Here is a 19,586-nt window from a genome sequence, read left to right as displayed (position 1 = left end):
GCCGCGTGCGGGACCTACAGCGTCTGCAGGGATTCCGGCGGCTCCCGCTCGGGCTGGTGGCGCGAGCGGGCCACCGACATCAGCACCCCCAGCGCCAGCCCCAGCGTGGTCATGGCCGTGCCGCCATAGCTCACGAACGGCAGCGGCACGCCCACCACGGGCAGGATGCCGCTGACCATGCCCATGTTCACGAAGGCGTAGGTGAAGAAGATCATGGCCACGGCCCCGGCCATGAGGCGGCCGAACAGCGTGCCGGCGCCGGCGGCGATGGCCAGCCCGCGCCACACCAGCAGCACGAAGCAGACGATGAGCAGCAGGTTACCGGCCAGGCCGAACTCCTCGGAGAAGGCGGCGAAGATGAAATCGGTGGTCCGCTCGGGGATGAACTCCAGGTGCGTCTGCGTGCCGGCCATGAAGCCCTTGCCCCAGACGCCGCCCGAGCCGATGGCGATCATGCCCTGGATGATGTGGAAGCCCTTGCCCAGCGGGTCGCGCGAGGGGTCCAGCAGCGTGCAGATGCGCTGCTGCTGGTAGTCGTGCAGCACCGGCCAGCGCACGCCGTCGGCGCACAGCTGGGGCTCAAACCAGACCACGAGGGCGATGCCGGCCACACCCAGCAGCACCGGCGGCGCCACCAGCTTCCAGGGCAGGCCCGCGAAGAAGATCACCGACAGCCCGGCAGCCATGACCAGCAGCGAGGTGCCCAGGTCGGGCTGCTTCATGATCAGCCCCACGGGGATCATGAGCAGCACGCCCGCCACGACGAAGTCCAGCGCGCGCAACTGGCCCTCGCGCTTCTGGAACCACCAGGCCAGCATCAGCGGCATGGCGATCTTCATGAGCTCGCTGGGCTGTATGACCACGCCCACGTTGATCCAGCGCTGCGCCCCCTTCTTGGTAATGCCGAACAGCGCCACCGCCACCAGCAGGGCCACGCCCAGCAGGTACAGCGGCACCGCCAGCGCCATCAGCCGCTGCGGCGGGATCTGCGCCACCACGAACAGGATGCCCGCCGCCAGCAGCATGTTGCGTCCGTGGTCGGCAAAGCGCGTGCCATGGTCGTAGCCCGAGGAATACATGGCCACCAGGCCGATGGACGACAGCACCAGCAGCAGGGCGATCAGCGGCCAGTCGAAGCCGCTGAACAGGGGCCATATGCGTTGCGGCAGCGAGGGTTTGTCGAATACGGCGGGCATGGGGGCGACATTATCGACGGCCGGATAATCCCCGCATGCGCGCCACCCATCTGCTCTACCTGCATGGCTTCCGCTCCTCGCCCCAGTCCGCCAAGGCGCGCCTGGTGGCCGGGCACGTGGCCAGCCACCACCCGGACGTGTTCCTCTGGTGCCCGCAGCTGCCGCCCTCCCCGCGCGAGGCCATGGCGCTGGTGGCGGACGGCATCGCCGCATGGCCCCAGGGGCCGGGCATGGCAGTGATCGGCTCGTCGCTGGGCGGCTACTACGCTAGCTGGGTGGCCCGGCAGGCGCGCTGCGCCAGCGTGCTGCTCAACCCCGCGGTGCGGCCGGAGCGCGACCTGGCGCGCCACATCGGCGAGCAGACGGCCTGGCACGACCCCGAGGCGCGTTTCTTCTTCCGCCCCGAGTTCATCGCCGAGCTGCAGGCGCTGGACGTGAGCGGCCAGCCCCCGGCCGGCCCCGAGCTGCTCATCGCCGCCCGGGGCGACGAGCTGCTGGACTGGCGCGAGATGGTGGAGCGCTACCCGCAGGCGCGGCAGATGGTGCTGGAGGGCGGCGACCACGCGCTGAGCGACTTCCCCGCGCACCTGGAAGAAGCGCTGCGCTTCTGCAACCTGGCCTGATTCCATTTCCAGATCAATCGAGTACGCGAAGGCGAAGCGCAGACAGTGCTGTAGCACGGCAAGCGAAGCCGACAAAGTAATCGATTGATCTGGAAATGGAAATTACTGCGCCAGCGGCTCGCCGCTGGCCTGCCCGCCGCCCTGCCAGCGCGCGAAGTCGCCCGGATAGGCGCGGCGGTAGCGGTCGGCGTGCAGGGCCGCCTCGTCCTCCAGGCCCAGCAGGCGGGCGCTGGCGATCAGCTTCTCGATCACGCGCGGCTCGGGCGAGAAGTGCAGCAGCCGCGACGCCATGTCGTGCATCTGCCGCGCATTGGCCGGCGTGACGGCCGTGGTGGTGAGCACGGCGAACTGCGCCGACGCCTGGAAGAAGCGCACCCGGCGCGCCAGCTCGGCCGCCGCCAGCGCGCGCAGGGCCTCGGGACGGTCGGCCACGGGGCGGTACAGCGCGCTCATGCGGCCGTAGTCGCGCACCAGCGCCAGCCCCAGCACCGGCGCGGCCAGCAGCGCAGCGGCCGCCAGCGCGCGCGCGGCGGGCCGCCAGCGCGCGCCCCGCGCGGCCGCCCATGGCGCCACGAGCACCAGCGCGGCCAGCGCCGTGGCGAGCTGGAACGGCCCGTACCACAGCGGAAACTCCAGCAGGCTGTGCACGCCCACGATGGCCAGCACGCCCCAGGCCAGCTGGCGCGGGGCCGCCGTCTCACGCCAGGGACGCGCGCGCAGCACGGCCCACAGCAGCAGGGCGCACAGCAGCAGCGCCACCGGCAGGCCCAGCTCCACCGCCAGCTGCAGCGGCAGGCTGTGGGCGTTGTCCAGCAGCATGCAAAAGCGCTCGCCCTCGAACGGCGTGATGTAGTGCGCGTAGTCCAGCTCGCCCCAGCCCCAGCCGGTCCAGGGCCGCAGGGCGATCAGCTGCAGCACGTTGGACCACAGCACCAGGCGGCTCGCGCAGGGGTGGGACGCGTCGGCCAGGCGCAGGAACAGGCCCTCCATGCGCACGCCCGTCCACTGCAGCAGCAGCTGGGGCAGGCCCCAGGCGGCCAGCAGGTAGACCAGCAGCCCCAGGCCGCCCACAGCCAGCGCCAGCGCGCCGCTGCTGCGCCGCCACAGCAGCAGCATGCCCAGGATCAGCAGCCACTGCAGCGCCCCCGTGCGCGACGCCGTGGCCGCGCCCGCCACGGCCAGCAGCACCAGGGCCCAGGGCACCAGCGCGGCCAGCAGCAGCGGCCAGAGGCGGCGTACGCCGGGCTGCTGCGCGGGCAGGCCCTCGCCATACGCCTGCAGGCGCGCCACCCACCACAGCAGCGCCCACGCGCCCAGGGCCAGCAGCGTGGCCTGCTGGTTGCGCTGGCGCAGGTTGCCGATAGCCTGGCCCGGCGTGGACGCATGGACCCAGGGCGCCCAGCCCATGTCGCCGCCGAAGAACTGCACGAGGCCGATGGCGCCCCCCGCCAGCGCCGCCAGCAGCAGCCCCGCCGCCAGGCAGCGGGCCAGCCCCACGCCGTCCGCGCGCCAGGCGCGCCACCAGGCCAGGGCGGCGATGAGCCAGGCGCAGGCGCCGCTCGCCATCAGGGGCCAGAAGTTGGCGTAGGGCGATTCGGTGAAGCCGAAGACGAAAGGCAGTGCGAGCGCCAGCGCGGCCAGCGGCGCCAGGTCAGGACGCATGGCGGGACGGGGGCTCAAGCGCGGGCGGGAACGTCATGGTGGCGTACATCATAGGCGCAGCCGCCCGGCCCATCGGGCCTCAAGCCAAATCGGCCTCCATCGCCCGCCCATCAAGCGCCAGCAGCTATCAAGATCGAAGCCCTTTCACCCTACCTGGGCGTGCAGGCCGCGCCGGGCCGCGTGGCATGGCGCAGCCAGGCGATGAGCGCGGCGCGGTCGCCGTCGTCCTTGACGCCGGCATAGCCCATGGCCGTGCCGGGCACGGTGGCCGGCGGGTCCTTGAGGAAGAGGTCCAGCGTGCGCGCGTCCCAGACGATGCCGCTGGCGCGCATGGCGCCGGAGTAGCCGTCGAAGCCCGGCGCCGTGCCCGCGCGGCGGCCGAACAGGCCGCAGTGCTGCGGCCCCGTGCGGTTGCCCTCGATGGCGTGGCAGGCCGCGCAGCGCGCATAGACCTGCTCGCCGCGCGCGAGCCGGGCCGCCTCGGGCGTAGAAAGTGCGGCTGGCGCCGCCGCGGCGGCCAGCGGCAGCCCGCAGGCCCAGGCCAGCAGGGCCAGGCGGGTCATGACATGAACGCCAAGGGCACCGGCGCCTCGCCCAGCGCCTGGCGCAGCACGGCCCAGTGCATGGCCTCGTCGCCGAGGATGCTGGCGGCCACCTGCGCCAGGTTGCGGTCGGCGAACAGCGGCACCGCGCCCAGGTAGGCGGACACGGCGCCGCGCTCCAGGCCGGCGGCGAAGCGCAGCACGTCGGCCTCGGCCTTGAGCTTGTCGGTCGGGAAGCTGTATTGCGCCTTGGCCTGCACGGGCGTGCCGCCCATCTTCTGCACGGCGGCGGCGATGGCCTGGGTGTGCTCCTTGTGGTGGCCCTGGAACTGCCGGGCCAGCGGCAGCGCGCCGCTGCCCAGCAGGCCGCTTTCGGCGCCCACCTGGTAGGCGGCGACGGCCTCGTACTCGGCCGCCAGCGCGGTGTTGAGGATGCGCACGTCGGCCTCGTGCTGCCGGGCGTCGGCCTTGGCGGCGGCGGCCAGCGCGTCGCGCCCGCCGAGCAGGGCCACGGCCGTGGCCGATAGCACGGCCAGGCCCAGGCCGCGGCGGCGCGCCAGCAAGGCTGGCGAGGGCAGGATGAGTGGTGAGCGGTTCATGGTCTTCTCCTGGGGGGTGGGGACAGGGACCGCGCCGGGCGGGCGCGGGGCAACGGGATACGGGCAGGCGGCGCGCCGCGCGGGCCGCTCAGGCCAGCAGCCCGCGCCGCCGCAGCTCGGCCAGCACCTGGTGCACGACCTGGTCGCAGCGCGCGCCGGCGAACGGGAAGGCGCTTTCGGCGCAGGCCTCGATGCGCGCGCCCAGCGCGTCGCGCAGCATGGCGCGCGAGCGCAGGTAGCGGGTGCGCACCAGCTCTTCGCTGATGTCCAGGCAGAAGGCCGTCTCCTGCACGCTCATCTCCTGCACCGCGCGCAGGATGAACACGCTGCGGTACGGCGGCGGCAGGCTCTGCACGGCCGACTCCAGCAGCGCGCGCAGCTGGGCGCGCGCCAGCGCCTGGTCGGGCGAATCGTCGGAAGGGGCGAAGTAGGGCATGGCGTGCTCCGGCTGCGGCTCCTGGTCGGGCGCCTGCGTGGCATCTATGGCCACGCTGCGCGTGCGCCGGCGCAGCACATCCTGCGCGGCGCGCACGCAGATGCGCGCCAGCCAGGTGCCCAGCGCCGCCTCGCCGCGGAAGTCCCGCAGCCGCGTGAAGGCGCGCAGGTAGGTCTCCTGCACCACGTCCTGCGCCTCGGCGTCGTCGTGCACCACGCCGCGCGCGGCGCGGAACAGCAGCCGGTTGTGGCGGCGCATGATGGCCTCGAAGGCCCGCGCCTCGCCGCCCAGGGCGCGCGCCACCAGGGCCGCGTCCTCGGCGCGGCCCGCGGCGGGCGCGTCCACGGGGGCGGCGCCGTGCGCCGCCGCCTGCCACAAGTCCTCGGGTGTGTGCATGGTCCGCCCTCGCTTTCCGTGATGAGACCTTCTGCCCATTGGACGCACGCCGCCGGCCCCGCGTGACAAACACCTGCCGCGCACAGGGTCGCCGGGGCGCCGCCATGGGAAAATCGCGCCCCTATGCATGCACTGTTCGACGACGCCGGCAAGTTCCTTGCCGGCCGCATCCTTTCCGAGGCCGAAAGCTCGGCGCAGATCGAGCTCGACTCGGGTAAACGCGTCAAGGTCAAGGCCGCCAACATACTGTTGAAGTTCGACAAGCCCGCCCCGGCCGAGCTGCTGGCGCAGGCGCGCGAGACCGCCGCCTCCATCGAGCTGCCGCTGGCCTGGGAGTTCGCGCCCGAGGACGAGTTCGGCTTCGCCGACCTGGCGCGCGAGTACTTCTCCGCGAGCGCCCCCGTGGCCGAGCAGGCCGGCATGCTGCTGGCGCTGTACGAGGCGCCGCACTACTTCCGCCGCGCGGGCAAGGGGCGCTTCAGGAAGGCGCCGGCCGAGATCCTGCAGCAGGCCCTGGCCGCCATCGAGAAGAAGAAGCAGGTCCAGGCGCAGATCGAGGCCTGGGCGGGCGAGCTGGCGGCCGGCCGCTGCCCGCAGCCCATCCGCGAGCAGCTCTACAAGATACTGTTTCGCCCCGACAAGAACGCGCCCGAGTACAAGGCCGTGGTCGAGGCCAGCCGCACGGCGCACCAGGCGCCGCTGGCGCTGCTGCAGGCGGCGGGCGCCATCGATTCGCCCTACCAGTTCCACTGGAAGCGCTTCCTGTTCGAGAACTTCCCCAAGGGCACGGGCTTTCCCCCGCTGGCCGCGCCGCAGCCGCCGCAGGATCTGCCGCTCGCGCCGGTGCAGGCCTACTCCATCGACGATTCGGCCACCACCGAGATCGACGACGCCCTCTCCGTGCAGGGCCTGGGCACGGGCACCGTCACGCTGGGCATCCACATCGCCGCGCCCGGCCTGGCGATCCAGCCCGGGGGCGACCTGGACAAGGTGGGCCGCCAGCGCCTGTCCACCGTCTACATGCCCGGCTACAAGATCACCATGCTGCCCGACGAGGTGGTGCAGATCTACACGCTGGACGCGGGCCGCGCCAACCCGGCCGTGTCGCTCTACGTGACCATCGACGAGGCGACGCTCGCCATCACCGGCACCGAGACGCGCCTGGAGCGCGTACCCGTGACGGTGAACCTGCGCCACGACCAGCTCGACCACATCGTCACCGAGGCCTGGCTGCAGGACGCCTCCGTTCAGCACGAAAACACGCCCCAGCCCTTGCTGGACCTGCGCGAGCAGCTATCATTCCTGCACCGCTTGGCAAAGCAGCTGAAGGCCGGGCGCGAGCAGGTGCGCGGCAAGCCCGAGACCTTCAACCGCCCGGACTACAACTTCCGCCTGGAGGGCAACGGCAAGGCCGAGCCGACGGGCAGCGAGACGGTGCGCATCACCACGCGCCAGCGCGGCGCGCCGCTGGACCTGATCGTGGCCGAGGCCGCCATCGTCGCCAACAGCACCTGGGGCCAGATGCTGGCCGAGCACGGCGTGCCCGGCATCTACCGCAGCCAGGCCAGCCTGGCGCCCGGCATCAAGGTGCGCATGGGCACCAAGGCCCTGCCGCACGCGGGCATCGGCGTGAAGAGCTACGCCTGGGCCACGTCGCCGCTGCGCCGCTACGTGGACCTGGTGAACCAGTGGCAGATCATCGCCTGCGCGCGCCACGGCAAGACGGCCGCGCTGGCCGCGCCCTTCAAACCGAAGGACGCCGAGCTGTTCTCCATCATTAGCAGCTTCGACGCCACCTACGGCGCCTACAACGGCTACCAGGCGGGCATGGAGCGCTTCTGGACGCTCAAGTACCTGCAGCAGAACCAGGTCGCCGAGCTGGACGCCACGGTCATCAAGGACGGCATGAACGGCGACTTCCTCGTGCGCGCCGACACCCTGCCCCTGGTGCTGCCCGTGCTGGGCGCCCAGGGCCTGCCGCGCGGCGCGCGCGTGCGCGTGAAGCTGGGCGCCATCGACGAGATCACGCTGGACGTGAACGGCACGCTGCTCGCGCGCCTGGACGACCCGGCCGACCAGAGCGACGACGGCCCCGTGGACGAGGACGAGGAAGAAGCCGTGGCAGGGCCTATCGCCATCGCGGTGGACATCGACGAAACCGATGGGACGGGTACCGAGGCCGGCGCCGGCCAGCCGGGATAATCCTGCGCCGTGAACATCGCCTCCACGCTCCGCCGCCTGAGCACCCTGCAGATCGCGCTGGGCCTGTCCATCGCCATCCACGCGCTGCTGCTCACGGTGCGCTTCGTCGACCCGGAGCGCTTCGACCGCGTGTTCCAGGACACGCCGCTGGAGGTCATCCTGGTCAACGCCAAGTCCGGCGAACGCCCGGACAAGGCCCAGGCCATCGCCCAGGCCTCGCTCGCCGGCGGGGGCGACGCCGCCAAGGGGCGCGCCACCAGCCCCCTGCCCTATTCGGCCCTGACCTCCATTGGCGACGACCTGGAGGAAGCGCAGCGCAGGATGGACCAGATGCTGGAGCAGCAGACCCAGCTACTGGCCCAGGTGCGCCAGCAGCTGGCCATCCTGCCCAAGCCCGACCCGCGCAAGGCGAGCGAACACGCTGAAAACCAGGCCCAGGAGGAAAAGCGCCGCCAGCTCGTGAAGCTGCTGGCCGAGATCGAAAAGCGCATCAACGAAGAGAACGCCCGCCCGCGCAAGCGCTACATCAGCCCCGCCACGCGCGAGGAGGTGTACGCCGTGTACTACGACCAGTTGCGCCGCAAGGTGGAGGACAAGGGCACGCAGAACTTCCCCGAGCAGGGCGGCAAGAAACTCTATGGCGAGCTGATCATGATCGTGACCGTGAACCACGACGGCCGCGTGCTCGAAACCGAGGTCGTGCAGGGCTCGGGCAACCGCCAGCTGGACCGCCGCGCCGAGGCCATCGCGCGCGCGGCCGGGCCGTTCGGCCACTTCGGCCCGGCCATGCGCGCCAAGGCCGACCAGATCGCCGTCGTCTCGCGCTTCAAGTTCACGCGCGAGCAGATCCTGGAAACCGCCGTCCGCTGACCATTCATGACGACCACCCCCGACCTCTATTGCGTGATGGGAAACCCCATCGCCCACAGCCGCTCCCCCTGGATACACGCGCGCTTCGCCGCGCTCACGGGCCAGCACCTGCGCTACGAACGCCGCCTCGTGCCCATCGACGGCTTCGCCCGGGCGCTGCGCGACTTCGCCGCCGAGGGCGGGCGCGGCTGCAACATCACCGTGCCCTTCAAGCTCGAAGCCGCGCAGCTGGCCACCCACCGCAGCGAACGCGTGCAGCTGGCCGGCGCGGCCAACACCCTCAGCTTGCGGGACGGCGCCATCCACGCCGACAACACCGACGGCCTGGGCCTGGTGGCCGACATCGAGCAAGGCGCCGGCGTGCCGCTGGCCGGGCGCGACGTGCTGCTGGTGGGCGCGGGCGGCGCGGCCGCGGGCGTGCTCGGGCCGCTGCTGCGGCGCCAGCCCCGCCGCATCGCCGTGGTGAACCGCACGGCCGCGCGCGCCCAGGCCCTGGTGGCCAGCCACGCGGCGCTCGCATCACTACAAAAAACAGAGCTGCTGGCGCTTGACATGCAAGCGCCAGCGGCCGATTTCGACATCATCATCAACGCCACCGCCAGCAGCCTGGAAGGCGCCGCAGCCCCCGTGCCCGCCAGCGTGCTGCGCCCCGGCAGCCTGGCCTACGACATGATGTACGGCCCCGCCGCGCAAGGCTTCCTGGACTGGGCCGCGCAGCACGGCGCCCAGCCGCGCGACGGCCTGGGCATGCTGGTGGAACAGGCGGCCGAGGCCTTCCTGATCTGGCGCGGCCTGCGCCCGCCCTCCGCCCAGGTGCTGGCCGAGCTGCGCGCGGCCATCGCCGCGGGCGCCTGAACCCTCTCCATCCATGCGAGCCCTGCTGCGCTGGATCGCCCTGGTGCTGCTGGCCCTGCTGGCGCTGCAGCTGTTCTTCGTGGCGCGCATCGCGGCCATGGCCGTGCTGGCCCCGGAATCGACCAGCTTCCAGCGCTCCGAGGCCTGGGCGCAGCTGCGCCAGGACGGCGGCCTGCGCTGGCGCCAGCAGTGGCTGCCCTACGCCCAGATCTCCGACCACCTCAAGCGCGCCGTGGTCACGTCGGAGGACGACAACTTCGTCAACCACGACGGCGTGGACTGGGACGCCATCGAGCGTGCCTGGGAGCGCAACGCGCGCGCCGAGGCCCTGGCCGCCAAGGCGCCCGCCACGCGCGCGCCGCGCATCCGCGGCGGCTCCACCATCACCCAGCAGCTGGCCAAGAACCTGCTGCTGTCGGGCGAGCGCAACTACGTGCGCAAGGGGCAGGAATTCGTGCTCACGCTGCTGCTGGAGCAGCTGCTGAGCAAACGGCGCATCCTGGAGATCTACCTCAACAGCGTGGAATGGGGCACGGGCATCTTCGGCGCCGAGGCCGCCGCCCAGCACTACTTCAAGAAAAGCGCCCGCCAGCTCACCGCCCCCGAGGCCGCCCGCCTGGCCGTCATGCTGCCCGCGCCCAAGCGCTTCGAGAAAACGCCGAACTCGGCATACCTGGCCGGGCGCACGCGCACCATCGTGGCGCGGATGGGGAATGCCGAGCTGCCTTGAACGGCAGGCGGATGAACCCTTCAATGCCCACCCAATCCCTGCGCACGATGTACGAAACCGCCGTCGCCGAGCTATCGAGTGCGGCGGCGTCGAGGCTTGCGTCGGGCGCGACCGAAGAGGACGTCGCCCGCTGGGCCGTGGCCGAACGAAACACCCTCAAGCAGACCTACCGCGCCCTCACGCCCAAACCGGTTCTGGCACGCATCGAGGCCAAGACCCTGGAGCGCTACGGCAACAAGATCGGGCCCACTGCCGACGACCTCAAGGCCGCCGGAAAGTCCTGGAAGGAAATCATCGATTCCGCGACGCGCGCGGGTGATCATGACGATGCTTTCTTTCGAGAGGGCTAGAGGGCGGTTGGGCAGGGTTCGGCCAGAAACAACCTATGACTTCAGGAAGGAATGATCACTCAAGGTTGAACCTACGAGAGGGAAGCCGGTTCGTCCACTTTCGCGGGAAAGTTGGTAACCCACATTTGAAGTCCCCTCGAATTTCTGAGCCAATCAGAAGTAGAGGTTGGGGAACAGTTTGACACGGTATTCGACCGGTGGGATTCGGCCGAGGGCTTCGTGGGGTCGATGGTGGTTGTATCGGTGCAGCCAGTCGGCCGTCATGTCACGCACCTCCTGCAGGCTGTCGAAGACGTAGCAATCGAGCACCTCGGTACGGTAGGTCTTGTTGAATCGTTCGACATAGGCGTTCTGCGTGGGCTTTCCGGGCTGGATGTGATTGAGAGCAATGCCCTTGCTCTGCGCCCATTGCGCTAAAGCATGGGCGATGAACTCCGGGCCGTTGTCCAAGCGAATCGACAGCGGTGCACCGCGTACTTCCACCAGTTCGTTCAAGGCCCGGATGACGCGAGCAGCCGGCAGGCTGGTGTCGACCTCGATGCGCAAGCCTTCGCGGTTGAACTCGTCGATGACGTTGAAGGTCCTAAACCGCCTGCCGGACCACAGCGCATCGGCCATGAAGTCGCAGCTCCAGCCCTGGTTGGGTTGGCCAGCGGCCTGTAGTGGCTGTTTGATGCGCGCGGGCAGCCGCTTCTTGCCGCGCCGTGGCAGGTTCAGCCGCAGTTCGCAGTACACACGCCAGAGCACCGTCTTGCCCCAGGGCTTGCCTTGGTGACGGGCACTGTCGTACAGCAGGCCAAAGCCGTGACGCGGGTTGAGCGCCATGTGCGTCTGGATGAAGGCGATGACCCCGGAGTCGTCGCGCGCAACGGCTCGGTAGCGCAGGGTGGAGCGGGCGATGCCGCTGGCCTGGCAGGCACGTCGCTCGCTCATGCCGTGCTCGTCCACGAGGGTTTGAACGACCATCTTGCGACGCTCCGGGGTCAGAGCTTTCGATCAACGACATCCTTGAGCGCGTGGTGCATCAGCGCCAGGTCGGCGTACATACGCTTGAGCTTGGCGTTCTCGTCCTGCAGTTGGCGAAGCTGCGCCAGGTGAGAGACCGTCATGCCCGAGAACTGACTCTTCCACTTGTAGTACGTCGGCTCGCTGATGCCGTGCTTTCTGCACGTCTCACCGACCTTGGCACCCATCTCGACTTCTTTGAGGATGCCCACTATCTGGGCTTCGCTGAATCTGGATTTTTTCACGTAGAGACTCCTGCCGGGGGAATTCTCTACTTCCGGGTGGTTCAGGTTTTCGAGGGGACTTCACTCGTGACTGCGCGTCCCGAAGACGGTTTTGGAACGTTGATATGGAGGGCAACTCAGGTCGGAATCTGCGGATACGCGGTCCACTCGTCCTCCGGCCACCAGCCCGTATCATCCCCTCCATGCCTGCCCAGTTGACGCACCTCCTTCTGCCGGGATCGGCACGTTTGTCGGTACGTGCTCCCTATACCCGGCACAGCCGGCGCTCTTTCATTCCATGCGCCGGCACCTTGACTCGAAACAGCCTCTAACGCCCACCCAACAGGCGCCAACAGCTCTATTTTCGATAGCAATGAGAATCCTGGGAATCGACCCCGGCCTGCAGACCACGGGCTTTGGCGTGGTGGACGTGGACGGCCAGCGGCTGGCCTACGTGGCCAGCGGCACCATACGCACGACCGGGCTGGCGCTGGGCGACCTGCCGGGCCGGCTCAAGCTGCTGTTCGACGGCATCACCGAGGTCGCGGCGCGCTACCGGCCCGATGCGGCGGCGGTGGAGATCGTCTTCGTCAACGTCAACCCCCAGTCCACCCTGCTGCTGGGCCAGGCGCGCGGCGCGGCGCTCACGGCGCTGGTGAACGCCGACCTGCCCGTGGCCGAGTACACGGCGCTGCAGATGAAGAAGGCCGTGGTCGGCCACGGCCGCGCGGCCAAGTCGCAGGTGCAGGAGATGGTGCGCCGCCTGCTCGCCCTGCCCGGCCTGCCGGGCACCGACGCGGCCGACGCGCTGGGCCTGGCCATCACCCACGCCCACGCCGGCGCGGCCATGGCGCGCGTGGGGGCGGTGGCGCAGCTCTCGCGGCGCCAGCACGCCATGTACAAGGGCGGGCGCAGCTATTGATTTCAGCCGACGGCCCGGGGCACGGCGGCAAACGTGCTCGTTCCCAGCCAGCGGCGCAACGCGCTCTGGCGCTCCGGCGTCCCCATGAAGCGGATGGCGCCGCTACCGCTGGCCTGGGCCCAGCCCACGTGGCCCAGCCACAGCGCGGTGAGGGTGCGCAGGTCGGTGCTCACGTACAGGTCGACCTCGAAGCCGGGGTCCACCGTGCACAGGTCCACGTCGCACGCGGGCTCCACGATCAGCCAGTAGTTGCGCTCGGACAGCGGGCGGTCGCAGAAGATAAACTCGATCGTGGTGCGCGCCGCCGGCGCCGGCTCCGGGTGGACGTGGCGGCGGATGTCCCACATCAGCAGGTTGGCGTCCAGGTGGCGCAACGTGGCCTCGGTCTTCACCCAGCGCTGGCCCCATGCGCCCACCGCCTCGACGATGGGGCGCAGTTCCCGGCCGGCCTGCGTCAGGCGGTAGACATGCCCCTCGGCCGCGCCCGCCGCCCGCGTGCGCTCCACGATGCCAGCCGCCTCCAGTTCCCTGAGGCGCTTGGCCAGCAGCGCCGACGACATGCGCGGCACGCCGCGGCGCAGGTCGTTGAAGTGGCTGGATCCCATCATCAGCTCGCGCACCACCAGCAACGTCCAGCGGCAGCACAGCACCTCCGCGGCCATGGCCACGGGGCAGAACTGGCGGTAGCTGGCTGAGGCCATGGGCTTGCCTTCCGCGCGGGGCGCGCCGCGCGGCAAACGCCCAATCTACGCCGATCGCGGGGCGGCCGCCAGTTCAGAGAGTGAACCGGCCGGCTTCACAAACAGAACTTGAGCCTCCCGGGCCCGTGGCGCAGCATGGTCCTAGGGCGAATCGACATTCAAACACCCCCGCCGCCAAGACCCTGGGCGGTCAACGGCTAGGCGCGAGCCGCGCCGTGTATCGGGATACACCAGCGGCGAGCAACGACGCCGGAGGCTGCCCAGGGCCTTGGCCCGAAGGGTGCCCATAGCGGCCCGCCATGCGTCGTTGCTCCTCGGTTGCTGGTGCCACCAGCGTCCTCCTCGCGCCTGGCCTGGCGGGCCGCTATGGGCAACGACGGGGGTGTTTGAATGTCGATTCGCCCTAGAGGGCGGCCTCCAGTTCGGGCATGGCGATCCGCGCTTTGGTGAGCGCCATGCCCAGGTTGGCGGTGCGGAGGCACACGAAGACGGCGACGTAGTCGGGCTGGGTCTTGCCGCGCAGGCACACGTGGATCAGGTTGTCGCTGTTGACGATGATTTCCTGAAAATAGTGGTGGTCGTCGTTGTCCTGCAGGCCGCGCGACTTCTTGAACATGCGCTCGATCAACGGCACGTTGGGACCGTTGAACAGATCGGCTGTGGCGGCGGCCACGAGGTCGATGACCTCGCGTGGATGGGAGTCCACCGTCTTGATGGCGAGCAGCATGCCCGATGCGGTGTCCACGTAGCCCGCGGCCAAGCATTCCGGAACGGATGCGGCGACCTTGTTGAGTGTTGTATTGATCGTCATGGGTTTTCTTTCTTGGGTCAAATGATCTTGCGCAGGATCGTGTCCTCGTACCGCTGCAGGAACTCTGCCGGCCAGGCAATGCACGACCAGCATCTCGCCCCGGCGCAGCAGGGTCAGGTCATGCTTCATCGCGTTGACCACGCTGGGCAGGGGCGCGGACACGTCGTCTGCCAGCGTGGCGGGATCGGCATCGGGCGCGGGCAGCGCGCAACTGCCCGTGCGCACGAACTGCTGGCCCGCCTCGGCCTGGGCGCGCATCGTTGCGTAGAGCGCCTGCACGGCCTGCACCTGCTCGTGCATGGGCTGCGTGCGCACCGACAGGAGGCCGGTGATGCGGTCGCCTTCGCGCATGGGCGTGACGTTGGCCTGCACCCAGTAGAAGTCGCCGTTCTTGCGCCGGTTCTTCACGAGGCCCGTCCACGGCCGGCCCGACGCGATGGTCTCCCACATGTCGCGGAAGGCCTCCGCGGGCATGTCGGGGTGGCGGATCATGTTGTGGGGCTGGCCCAGCAGCTCCTCGCGGGCGTAGCCGCTCACGTGGATGAACGCGTGGTTGCAGTAGGTGATGCTGCCGCTGGTGTCGGTGACCGAGACCAGGGTGTCGCGCTCGTCGAAGGTGAATTCGCTGGCGGTGACGGGCAGGTTGATGCGCATGGTGCGTCCTTGGGAATGCGCGACTGCGCGAGCGCCTCCTCCAGCCGCGCGCCGAGCGCGATGCGCCGCTGCAGCGCCTGGCCCCAACCCCACGCTCACCGTGCTGCACGGGCTGGCCGCGGGGCTGGGCGTGTCAGTGCTGGAACTGCTGTCTCCGCCGGAGGAGGGGATGGAGCGCGCGCGTGAAAAGCCTGCAGCCCGTCTCCCGTGGCCGGGTGAAGGGGTGACAATCCGGGCTTTCCCTTTTTTGCCCTCCGTGAAGGTACGCGCGATGACCGATTCCCTGCGCCGGCGCCTGCTGGCCGCCTTGCCCCTGACCCTGCTGCCCTGGGCCGCCAGCGCCCAGCCCGCCGCCCCGTGGCCCGCCCGGCCCATCCGCATGGTCGTCGCCTATCCCGCGGGCGGCGTCAGCGACGTGGTGGCGCGCGCGCTGGGCGAGAAGCTGGCGCAGCGCCTGGGTACGCCCGTGGTGGTGGAGAACAAGGCCGGCGCTGGCGGCACCATAGGCATGGACGCGGTGGCCAAGGCCGCGCCCGACGGCTATACGCTGGGCTTTTCCGCCATCAGCCCGCTGGTACTCAACCCGCACCTGGGCAAGTCGCCGTTCGATCCCGAGCGCGACATCGCGCCCGTGGCCAGCGTGATGTATTCGCCCGTGCTGCTGCTGGGCACGCAGGCCCTGCAGGCGCGTGATTTCCAGGGCCTGCTGGCCGGCGCCAGGGCGCACCCGGGGCAGGTGCGCTGGGCCACCTCGGGCCTGGCGTCGCTGGGGCACATCATGCTCGAACACATCATGCAGGGCGCGGGCGTGCAGATCACGCACGTGCCCTACAAGGGGGGCGGCCAGCAGCTCAACGACGCCCTGAGCGGGCAGTTCGAGGTGCTGTCCACCAACGCCGGGCCGGCCGTGATGCAGCACATCCAGGCGGGCAAGCTGCACCCGCTGGCCGTGGGGGCGCCCAGGCGCCTGGAGTCGCTGCCCGACGTACCCACGCTGCAGGAGCTCAAGCTGCCCGCGGCCAACCTGAACTCGGTGTTCGGCATCTTCGCGCCGGCCGGCACGCCCGCCCCCATCCTGGAGCGCCTGAATGCCGAGATCAACCGCGCCCTGGCGCAGCCGGACGTCAAGGTGCGCCTGGAGGCATCGGACAACGTGCCCACGGGCGGGACGGCGGCGCAGTTCCAGCGGCAGATCGCCGCCGAGTCCGAGAGCAACGCGCGCATCATCCGCGCGGCTGGCATCCGGCTCAACTAAAAAAGAAGAAAGAAGGCCGCTACGCCTCTGCGGTCATGCTGTCGGCCCAGGCCAGGGCCTGCAGATGGGCCCAGTTGACCTGGCGGTTGGACAAGTGCAGCGCCTCGGCCGTGCGCGCGAAGGCTTCGTCGTCGCCGCTCTCGCAGGCGCGCGTGAGCTCCAGGAAGGGGGCGAACACGCCCTGGTTGCGCAGCAGCGCGTCGAGCACCGGCTCGGGCAGAGCCACGCTCTCGAGCGCACGCTTCATGGGTATGCCCAGCATGGTGTCGAGCAGCGAGAACACGCCCACCACGAAGGCGTTGTCGCATTCCTCGGGCGGCAGCAGCTCGGCCGCGAGCAGTTCCATGAGGCGCCCGCGCACCACGGCGGTCTGGCCCACGGCGGGTGGCGCGCCGTCCTTGCGCGAGGTGGTCAGCAGCAGCGCCGCCCAGCGGAACATTTTCTTAAGCCCCAGGATCATCACCGCGTGGCGGAACGAGGTGATCTCGCACGACAGGCCGAACCCCGAGGAGTTGATGAAGCGCAGCAGGTTGAAGGACAGGGTGGGGTCCTTCTTGAGCAGGTCCTCGATCTCGGCCGTGCCGGCCTGCTGGCGCACCAGGTTGATGAGCTGGATGATGGTCGCCTGCGACGGGCGTATGGTCTGCGCCTTGACCAGCGCCGGGCGGGCGAACCAGTAGCCCTGGAACAGCTTCACGCCCAGGGCGGCCATGCGCTCGTGCTGCTCGGCCGTCTCCACCTTCTCGGCGATCAGGGTGGCCTGGGAATTGGCGCGTGCGAACTTCACCAGCGGCTCGGCCAACTCGGGCTTGAAGGCCTGCATGTCCAGCTTGATGAACGAGGCCAGCGGCAGCCAGCCCATGTAGGCGCGCCGCAGCACGTCCTGGCTGAAGGCCAGCCGGAAGCCACGCGTGCGCAGCGACTGCAGCGTGGGCAGCATCTGCTCGATCTGCTCGGGCGTGGCGCCCGCGGCCAGCGTGGGCACCTCCAGCACCACCTTGTCGGGGTGGATCAGCTCCAGGTGGCCGCCGGCCAGGCTTTCATGCGTGCAGTTGACGAAGACGATCGTCTTGCCGATCAGCGCCTCGGAGCCGGCGTAGGACAGGGCGTTGAACAGCAGCGACGCGTCGCTGGCCGCGGTGTGGGAGTCGGCGGCGGTGTTGCGGTCGAACAGCTCGTATCCGTAGACGGCACGCTGCTCGTCCAGGATGGCCTGGCGCGCGATGATCACGAGGTTGTCTGCATCCACCGGGCCGCTTTGCGGCACGGTGGACAGCGATGAGTCGGGGTCTGCGGTACTGGACATGGATGGGTGTGGTGCGTGAGTTGTCTGCGGAAAAGGTTCAGCCCTGCGTCATCTGGTCGGCCCAGGCCAGGGCTTGCAGGTGGGCCAGGTTGATCTGCTGGCTCGACAGGCGCAGCGATTGCGCCGCCTGGTCGAAGCGGCTGTCGTCGCTGGATTCACAGGCTTCGGCCAGGGTGAGCAGCTGGCCGTACGCGTTGTCGCGCCTGAGCAGCGCCGCGGCCAGCTCGTCGGGCAGGTGAAGCAGGCTCAGGGCGGGCTCGAGCGGCATGCCCAGCATCTGGTCGAGCATGGAGAAGACGCCGATCACGAAGGCCTGGTCCGCCTGCTCGGGCGACATGAATTCCCGGGCCAGCAGCTCCATGAGGCGGCCGCGCACCACGGCGGTCTGGCCCACGGCGGGGGGCGTGCCGCCGCTGCGCGCGACCGTGAGCAGCAGCGCGGCCCAGCGGAACAGCTTCTTGAGGCCCAGCAGCAGCACCGCCTGGCGAAAGGAGGTGATCTCGCGCGTCAGGCCCAGGCCGGCGGAATTGATCAGGCGCATCAGGTTGAAGGCCAGGCCCGCGTCCTTCTTGAGCGCCTCCTCGATCTCGGAGGTGGGTGCCTGGCTGCGCACCAGGTTGAGCAGCTGCACGATGCTGGCCTGCGAGGGGCTGAGCAGCCTGGCCTCGACCAGCGTGGGGCGCGAGAACAGGTAGCCCTGGAACAGCCGCACGCCCAGCGAGGACACCATGTCGTACTGCTGTGCGGTCTCGATCTTCTCGGCGATCAGCCGGGCCTGCGAGTGGCGCCCGGCGTAGCTGACGAGCACGGCCAGCTGGTCGGGCGCGAGCACCGCCATGTCCAGCTTGATGTAGTCCGCCAGCGGCAGCCACGGGGCATAGGCCGACTCCAGCACCTGGTGGCCAAAGGCCAGGTGAAAGCCCCGTGCGCGCAGCCCGGCCAGTATGGGCAGGCGGGCCTGCACCTCCTGCGCCGCCACGTGGCCCAGCGGGGGGATCTCCAGCACCACCTTGTCGGGGTTGACGAGCTCCAGGTGGCCGCCGGCCAGGCTCTCGTGGGTGCAGTTGACGAAGATCAGCATGCGGCCCACGAGCTCCTCGGAGCCGGCATGCGAGAGCGCCGTGAAGACCAGTAGCACGTCGCTGGCGGCCGTATGCCCGGTCTGCGTGCGCGAGCGGTTGAACAGCTCGTAGCCGACGACCGCTTGCCGGTCGTCCATGATGGCCTGGCGCGCGATCATGGCGCCGGCGCCCGGCGCGGGCGCGGACGGACCGAGGGCATGGGGAGCGGAAGGCGTGGACGGCATGGCTGGGTTGAGGCGAAGCAAGGGGAATGGGACGCCGCAGCAGCGGCCGCTCATTGTAGGCAAGAAGCCCCGGGCGCCCGTGGCGTATTCAGCCGTGCTGCAGCCACAGCAGCTCGGCCTCGCTGAAGCCGGCGGCGCGGCGCGCGGCCGCGTTGATCGGGGGCTTGGGGCGCGGCGCCTCGTAGCGCTTGGCCAGCAGGGCGTAGTGCGCCACCGGGTCCAGCCCCTGGCGCGCGCACAGCCAGGCGTACCAGTGGTTGCCTATGGCCACGTGGCCCACCTCCTCGGCGAGGATGATGTCCAGGATGCCCACGGCGGCCAGCGCGTCGGGCGTGCCCACGCTGCGCAGCTTGTGCTGGATCAGGGGCGTGGCGTCCAGCCCGCGCGCCTCCAGCGTGCGCGGCACCAGGGCCATGCGCGCCACGACGTCGTGCGCCGTCTTCTCGCACATGCTCCACAGCCCCTGGTGCGCGGGGAAGTCGCCGTAGTCGTGGCCCAGGTGTTCGCGCATGTGGTCCCGCAGCAGGCGGAAATGCCGGGCCTCCTCGGCGGCCACGCGCAGCCAGTCCAGGTAGAACCGGTCGGGCATGGCGGGAAAGCGCCAGATGGCGTCCAGCGCCAGGTTGATGGCGTTGAACTCGATGTGCGCGATGGCGTGGATCAGCGCCGCGCGTCCCTGCGGCGTGGCGGGCGAGCGGCGCGCCACCGCCTGGTGGTGCAGCAGCTCGGGCCGCGCCGGCCGGCCGGGCAGGGCGTATGCGTCCGGGGGCGGCACGGGTGTGTGGGATGCTATTGAAAAAGAAGCTGCCAGCGCTCGCATGTCAAGCGCTGCAGCTGATTTTTCTTCAGGATCCGGAAGGCACAAGACCTGCAGGGCGCGTTGGCGAAGCTCCATCTTTACAATTGTAGGTTTCCCTAGATGAAAAGACTGGAGGCACTGG

The 19,586-nt window shown here is 70.1% G+C and carries 19 protein-coding genes; 8 read left to right on the top strand and 11 right to left on the bottom strand.

The features are described 5' to 3' along the window. Positions 1 to 14: 14 nt before the first annotated feature. Positions 15 to 1,196 carry a rod shape-determining protein RodA gene (rodA, locus tag ALIDE2_RS18950; RefSeq protein ID WP_013520472.1) on the bottom strand — a complete coding sequence of 394 codons (1,182 nt, stop codon included), beginning with the start codon at positions 1,194 to 1,196 and terminating at the stop codon, positions 15 to 17. 35 nt (positions 1,197 to 1,231) lie between these two features. On the opposite strand from rodA, the gene ALIDE2_RS18945 reads away from it, so the two are divergent. After that, positions 1,232 to 1,819, top strand: a complete 588-nt coding sequence (locus ALIDE2_RS18945) for a YqiA/YcfP family alpha/beta fold hydrolase (RefSeq protein WP_013520473.1) — start codon at positions 1,232 to 1,234, stop codon at positions 1,817 to 1,819. Positions 1,820 to 1,921: 102 nt separating this feature from the next. Here ALIDE2_RS18945 and ALIDE2_RS18940 read toward each other — a convergent pair whose 3' ends face one another. The 4 genes from ALIDE2_RS18940 to ALIDE2_RS18925 form a co-directional block, all read right to left on the bottom strand. Beyond that, the gene (locus ALIDE2_RS18940; RefSeq protein WP_013722911.1) at positions 1,922 to 3,481 is read right to left on the bottom strand and encodes a PglL family O-oligosaccharyltransferase; all 1,560 of its coding nucleotides are present in this window, start codon (positions 3,479 to 3,481) and stop codon (positions 1,922 to 1,924) included. A gap of 149 nt (positions 3,482 to 3,630) precedes the next feature. Continuing rightward, positions 3,631 to 4,044, bottom strand: coding sequence for a c-type cytochrome (locus ALIDE2_RS18935; protein WP_013722910.1), 414 nt, complete (start codon positions 4,042 to 4,044; stop codon positions 3,631 to 3,633). Continuing rightward, positions 4,041 to 4,622: a ferritin-like domain-containing protein gene (locus ALIDE2_RS18930; protein WP_013722909.1), complete on the bottom strand. Its 582-nt coding sequence runs from the start codon at positions 4,620 to 4,622 to the stop codon at positions 4,041 to 4,043. Before ALIDE2_RS18930 ends, ALIDE2_RS18935 begins: the two co-directional genes overlap by 4 nt. A gap of 88 nt (positions 4,623 to 4,710) precedes the next feature. Then, entirely contained in the window at positions 4,711 to 5,454 is a 744-nt protein-coding gene (locus tag ALIDE2_RS18925) for an RNA polymerase sigma factor (protein WP_013722908.1), read from the bottom strand. A gap of 123 nt (positions 5,455 to 5,577) precedes the next feature. On the opposite strand from ALIDE2_RS18925, the gene ALIDE2_RS18920 reads away from it, so the two are divergent. The 5 genes from ALIDE2_RS18920 to ALIDE2_RS18900 are packed head-to-tail and all read left to right on the top strand — an operon-like array spanning position 5,578 to position 10,461. Continuing rightward, positions 5,578 to 7,656, top strand: a complete 2,079-nt coding sequence (locus tag ALIDE2_RS18920; RefSeq protein ID WP_013722907.1) for a ribonuclease catalytic domain-containing protein — start codon at positions 5,578 to 5,580, stop codon at positions 7,654 to 7,656. Positions 7,657 to 7,665: 9 nt separating this feature from the next. Then, positions 7,666 to 8,526, top strand: a complete 861-nt coding sequence (locus ALIDE2_RS18915; RefSeq protein WP_013520479.1) for a TonB family protein — start codon at positions 7,666 to 7,668, stop codon at positions 8,524 to 8,526. A 6-nt stretch (positions 8,527 to 8,532) separates the two neighbouring features. Next, the gene (gene aroE / locus ALIDE2_RS18910; RefSeq protein ID WP_013520480.1) at positions 8,533 to 9,381 is read left to right on the top strand and encodes a shikimate dehydrogenase; all 849 of its coding nucleotides are present in this window, start codon (positions 8,533 to 8,535) and stop codon (positions 9,379 to 9,381) included. A 13-nt stretch (positions 9,382 to 9,394) separates the two neighbouring features. Next, on the top strand, positions 9,395 to 10,111 hold the full coding sequence (mtgA, locus tag ALIDE2_RS18905; RefSeq protein WP_013722906.1) for a monofunctional biosynthetic peptidoglycan transglycosylase: 717 nt from the start codon (positions 9,395 to 9,397) through the stop codon (positions 10,109 to 10,111). A gap of 23 nt (positions 10,112 to 10,134) precedes the next feature. Next, positions 10,135 to 10,461 carry a hypothetical protein gene (locus ALIDE2_RS18900; RefSeq protein ID WP_013520482.1) on the top strand — a complete coding sequence of 109 codons (327 nt, stop codon included), beginning with the start codon at positions 10,135 to 10,137 and terminating at the stop codon, positions 10,459 to 10,461. A 153-nt stretch (positions 10,462 to 10,614) separates the two neighbouring features. Here ALIDE2_RS18900 and ALIDE2_RS18895 read toward each other — a convergent pair. Continuing rightward, positions 10,615 to 11,711 (bottom strand): IS3 family transposase gene (locus ALIDE2_RS18895; RefSeq protein ID WP_420796265.1). Its coding sequence is split into 2 segments (ribosomal slippage): positions 10,615 to 11,459 and positions 11,459 to 11,711, totalling 1,098 coding nucleotides; the frame shifts between segments, so codons are not numbered across the junction. Between the two features lie 352 nt (positions 11,712 to 12,063). Here ALIDE2_RS18895 and ruvC point away from each other — a divergent pair. Beyond that, complete coding sequence (gene ruvC / locus ALIDE2_RS18885) at positions 12,064 to 12,612, top strand: crossover junction endodeoxyribonuclease RuvC (RefSeq protein ID WP_013520483.1); 549 nt, start codon at positions 12,064 to 12,066, stop codon at positions 12,610 to 12,612. A gap of 2 nt (positions 12,613 to 12,614) precedes the next feature. On the opposite strand, the gene ALIDE2_RS18880 is transcribed toward ruvC, so the two are convergent. Together ALIDE2_RS18880 and ALIDE2_RS25820 are read right to left on the bottom strand one after the other, a co-directional pair. Continuing rightward, a complete protein-coding gene (locus tag ALIDE2_RS18880; RefSeq protein WP_013520484.1) occupies positions 12,615 to 13,313 on the bottom strand; it encodes a winged helix-turn-helix transcriptional regulator in 699 nt (232 codons plus the stop codon). A gap of 403 nt (positions 13,314 to 13,716) precedes the next feature. Beyond that, entirely contained in the window at positions 13,717 to 14,778 is a 1,062-nt protein-coding gene (locus ALIDE2_RS25820) for a PAS domain-containing protein (RefSeq protein WP_013722905.1), read from the bottom strand. Positions 14,779 to 15,049: 271 nt separating this feature from the next. On the opposite strand from ALIDE2_RS25820, the gene ALIDE2_RS18870 reads away from it, so the two are divergent. Next, positions 15,050 to 16,033 (top strand): Bug family tripartite tricarboxylate transporter substrate binding protein, encoded by a 984-nt coding sequence (locus ALIDE2_RS18870; protein ID WP_013517965.1) that lies wholly within the window; start codon positions 15,050 to 15,052, stop codon positions 16,031 to 16,033. A 19-nt stretch (positions 16,034 to 16,052) separates the two neighbouring features. On the opposite strand, the gene ALIDE2_RS18865 is transcribed toward ALIDE2_RS18870, so the two are convergent. From ALIDE2_RS18865 to ALIDE2_RS18855, 3 genes are all read right to left on the bottom strand, one after another. Beyond that, complete coding sequence (locus ALIDE2_RS18865; protein WP_013517966.1) at positions 16,053 to 17,339, bottom strand: EAL and HDOD domain-containing protein; 1,287 nt, start codon at positions 17,337 to 17,339, stop codon at positions 16,053 to 16,055. 37 nt (positions 17,340 to 17,376) lie between these two features. Next, positions 17,377 to 18,645, bottom strand: a complete 1,269-nt coding sequence (locus ALIDE2_RS18860; RefSeq protein WP_013722904.1) for an EAL and HDOD domain-containing protein — start codon at positions 18,643 to 18,645, stop codon at positions 17,377 to 17,379. An 88-nt stretch (positions 18,646 to 18,733) separates the two neighbouring features. Then, positions 18,734 to 19,540: a ferritin-like domain-containing protein gene (locus ALIDE2_RS18855; RefSeq protein WP_013722903.1), complete on the bottom strand. Its 807-nt coding sequence runs from the start codon at positions 19,538 to 19,540 to the stop codon at positions 18,734 to 18,736. Positions 19,541 to 19,586: the final 46 nt, after the last annotated feature.

The sequence above is a fragment of the Alicycliphilus denitrificans K601 genome (assembly GCF_000204645.1).
Classification (GTDB): Bacteria; Pseudomonadota; Gammaproteobacteria; order Burkholderiales; family Burkholderiaceae_C; genus Alicycliphilus; species Alicycliphilus denitrificans.
The sequence above is the reverse complement of the archived record's forward strand: the minus strand, read 5'-3'. Positions and strand labels throughout refer to the sequence as shown.

Bases quoted from the DNA above. Each gene is read 5' to 3' on its own strand.
- rodA (WP_013520472.1), bottom strand. From the start codon at position 1,196: ATGCCCGCCGTATTCGACAAACCCTCGCTGCCGCAACGCATATGGCCC.
- ALIDE2_RS18945 (WP_013520473.1), top strand. From the start codon at position 1,232: ATGCGCGCCACCCATCTGCTCTACCTGCATGGCTTCCGCTCCTCGCCC.
- ALIDE2_RS18940 (WP_013722911.1), bottom strand. From the start codon at position 3,481: ATGCGTCCTGACCTGGCGCCGCTGGCCGCGCTGGCGCTCGCACTGCCT.
- ALIDE2_RS18935 (WP_013722910.1), bottom strand. From the start codon at position 4,044: ATGACCCGCCTGGCCCTGCTGGCCTGGGCCTGCGGGCTGCCGCTGGCC.
- ALIDE2_RS18930 (WP_013722909.1), bottom strand. From the start codon at position 4,622: ATGAACCGCTCACCACTCATCCTGCCCTCGCCAGCCTTGCTGGCGCGC.
- ALIDE2_RS18925 (WP_013722908.1), bottom strand. From the start codon at position 5,454: ATGCACACACCCGAGGACTTGTGGCAGGCGGCGGCGCACGGCGCCGCC.
- ALIDE2_RS18920 (WP_013722907.1), top strand. From the start codon at position 5,578: ATGCATGCACTGTTCGACGACGCCGGCAAGTTCCTTGCCGGCCGCATC.
- aroE (WP_013520480.1), top strand. From the start codon at position 8,533: ATGACGACCACCCCCGACCTCTATTGCGTGATGGGAAACCCCATCGCC.
- mtgA (WP_013722906.1), top strand. From the start codon at position 9,395: ATGCGAGCCCTGCTGCGCTGGATCGCCCTGGTGCTGCTGGCCCTGCTG.
- ALIDE2_RS18900 (WP_013520482.1), top strand. From the start codon at position 10,135: ATGCCCACCCAATCCCTGCGCACGATGTACGAAACCGCCGTCGCCGAG.
- ruvC (WP_013520483.1), top strand. From the start codon at position 12,064: ATGAGAATCCTGGGAATCGACCCCGGCCTGCAGACCACGGGCTTTGGC.
- ALIDE2_RS18880 (WP_013520484.1), bottom strand. From the start codon at position 13,313: ATGGCCTCAGCCAGCTACCGCCAGTTCTGCCCCGTGGCCATGGCCGCG.
- ALIDE2_RS25820 (WP_013722905.1), bottom strand. From the start codon at position 14,778: ATGCGCATCAACCTGCCCGTCACCGCCAGCGAATTCACCTTCGACGAG.
- ALIDE2_RS18870 (WP_013517965.1), top strand. From the start codon at position 15,050: ATGACCGATTCCCTGCGCCGGCGCCTGCTGGCCGCCTTGCCCCTGACC.
- ALIDE2_RS18865 (WP_013517966.1), bottom strand. From the start codon at position 17,339: ATGTCCAGTACCGCAGACCCCGACTCATCGCTGTCCACCGTGCCGCAA.
- ALIDE2_RS18860 (WP_013722904.1), bottom strand. From the start codon at position 18,645: ATGCCGTCCACGCCTTCCGCTCCCCATGCCCTCGGTCCGTCCGCGCCC.
- ALIDE2_RS18855 (WP_013722903.1), bottom strand. From the start codon at position 19,540: ATGGAGCTTCGCCAACGCGCCCTGCAGGTCTTGTGCCTTCCGGATCCT.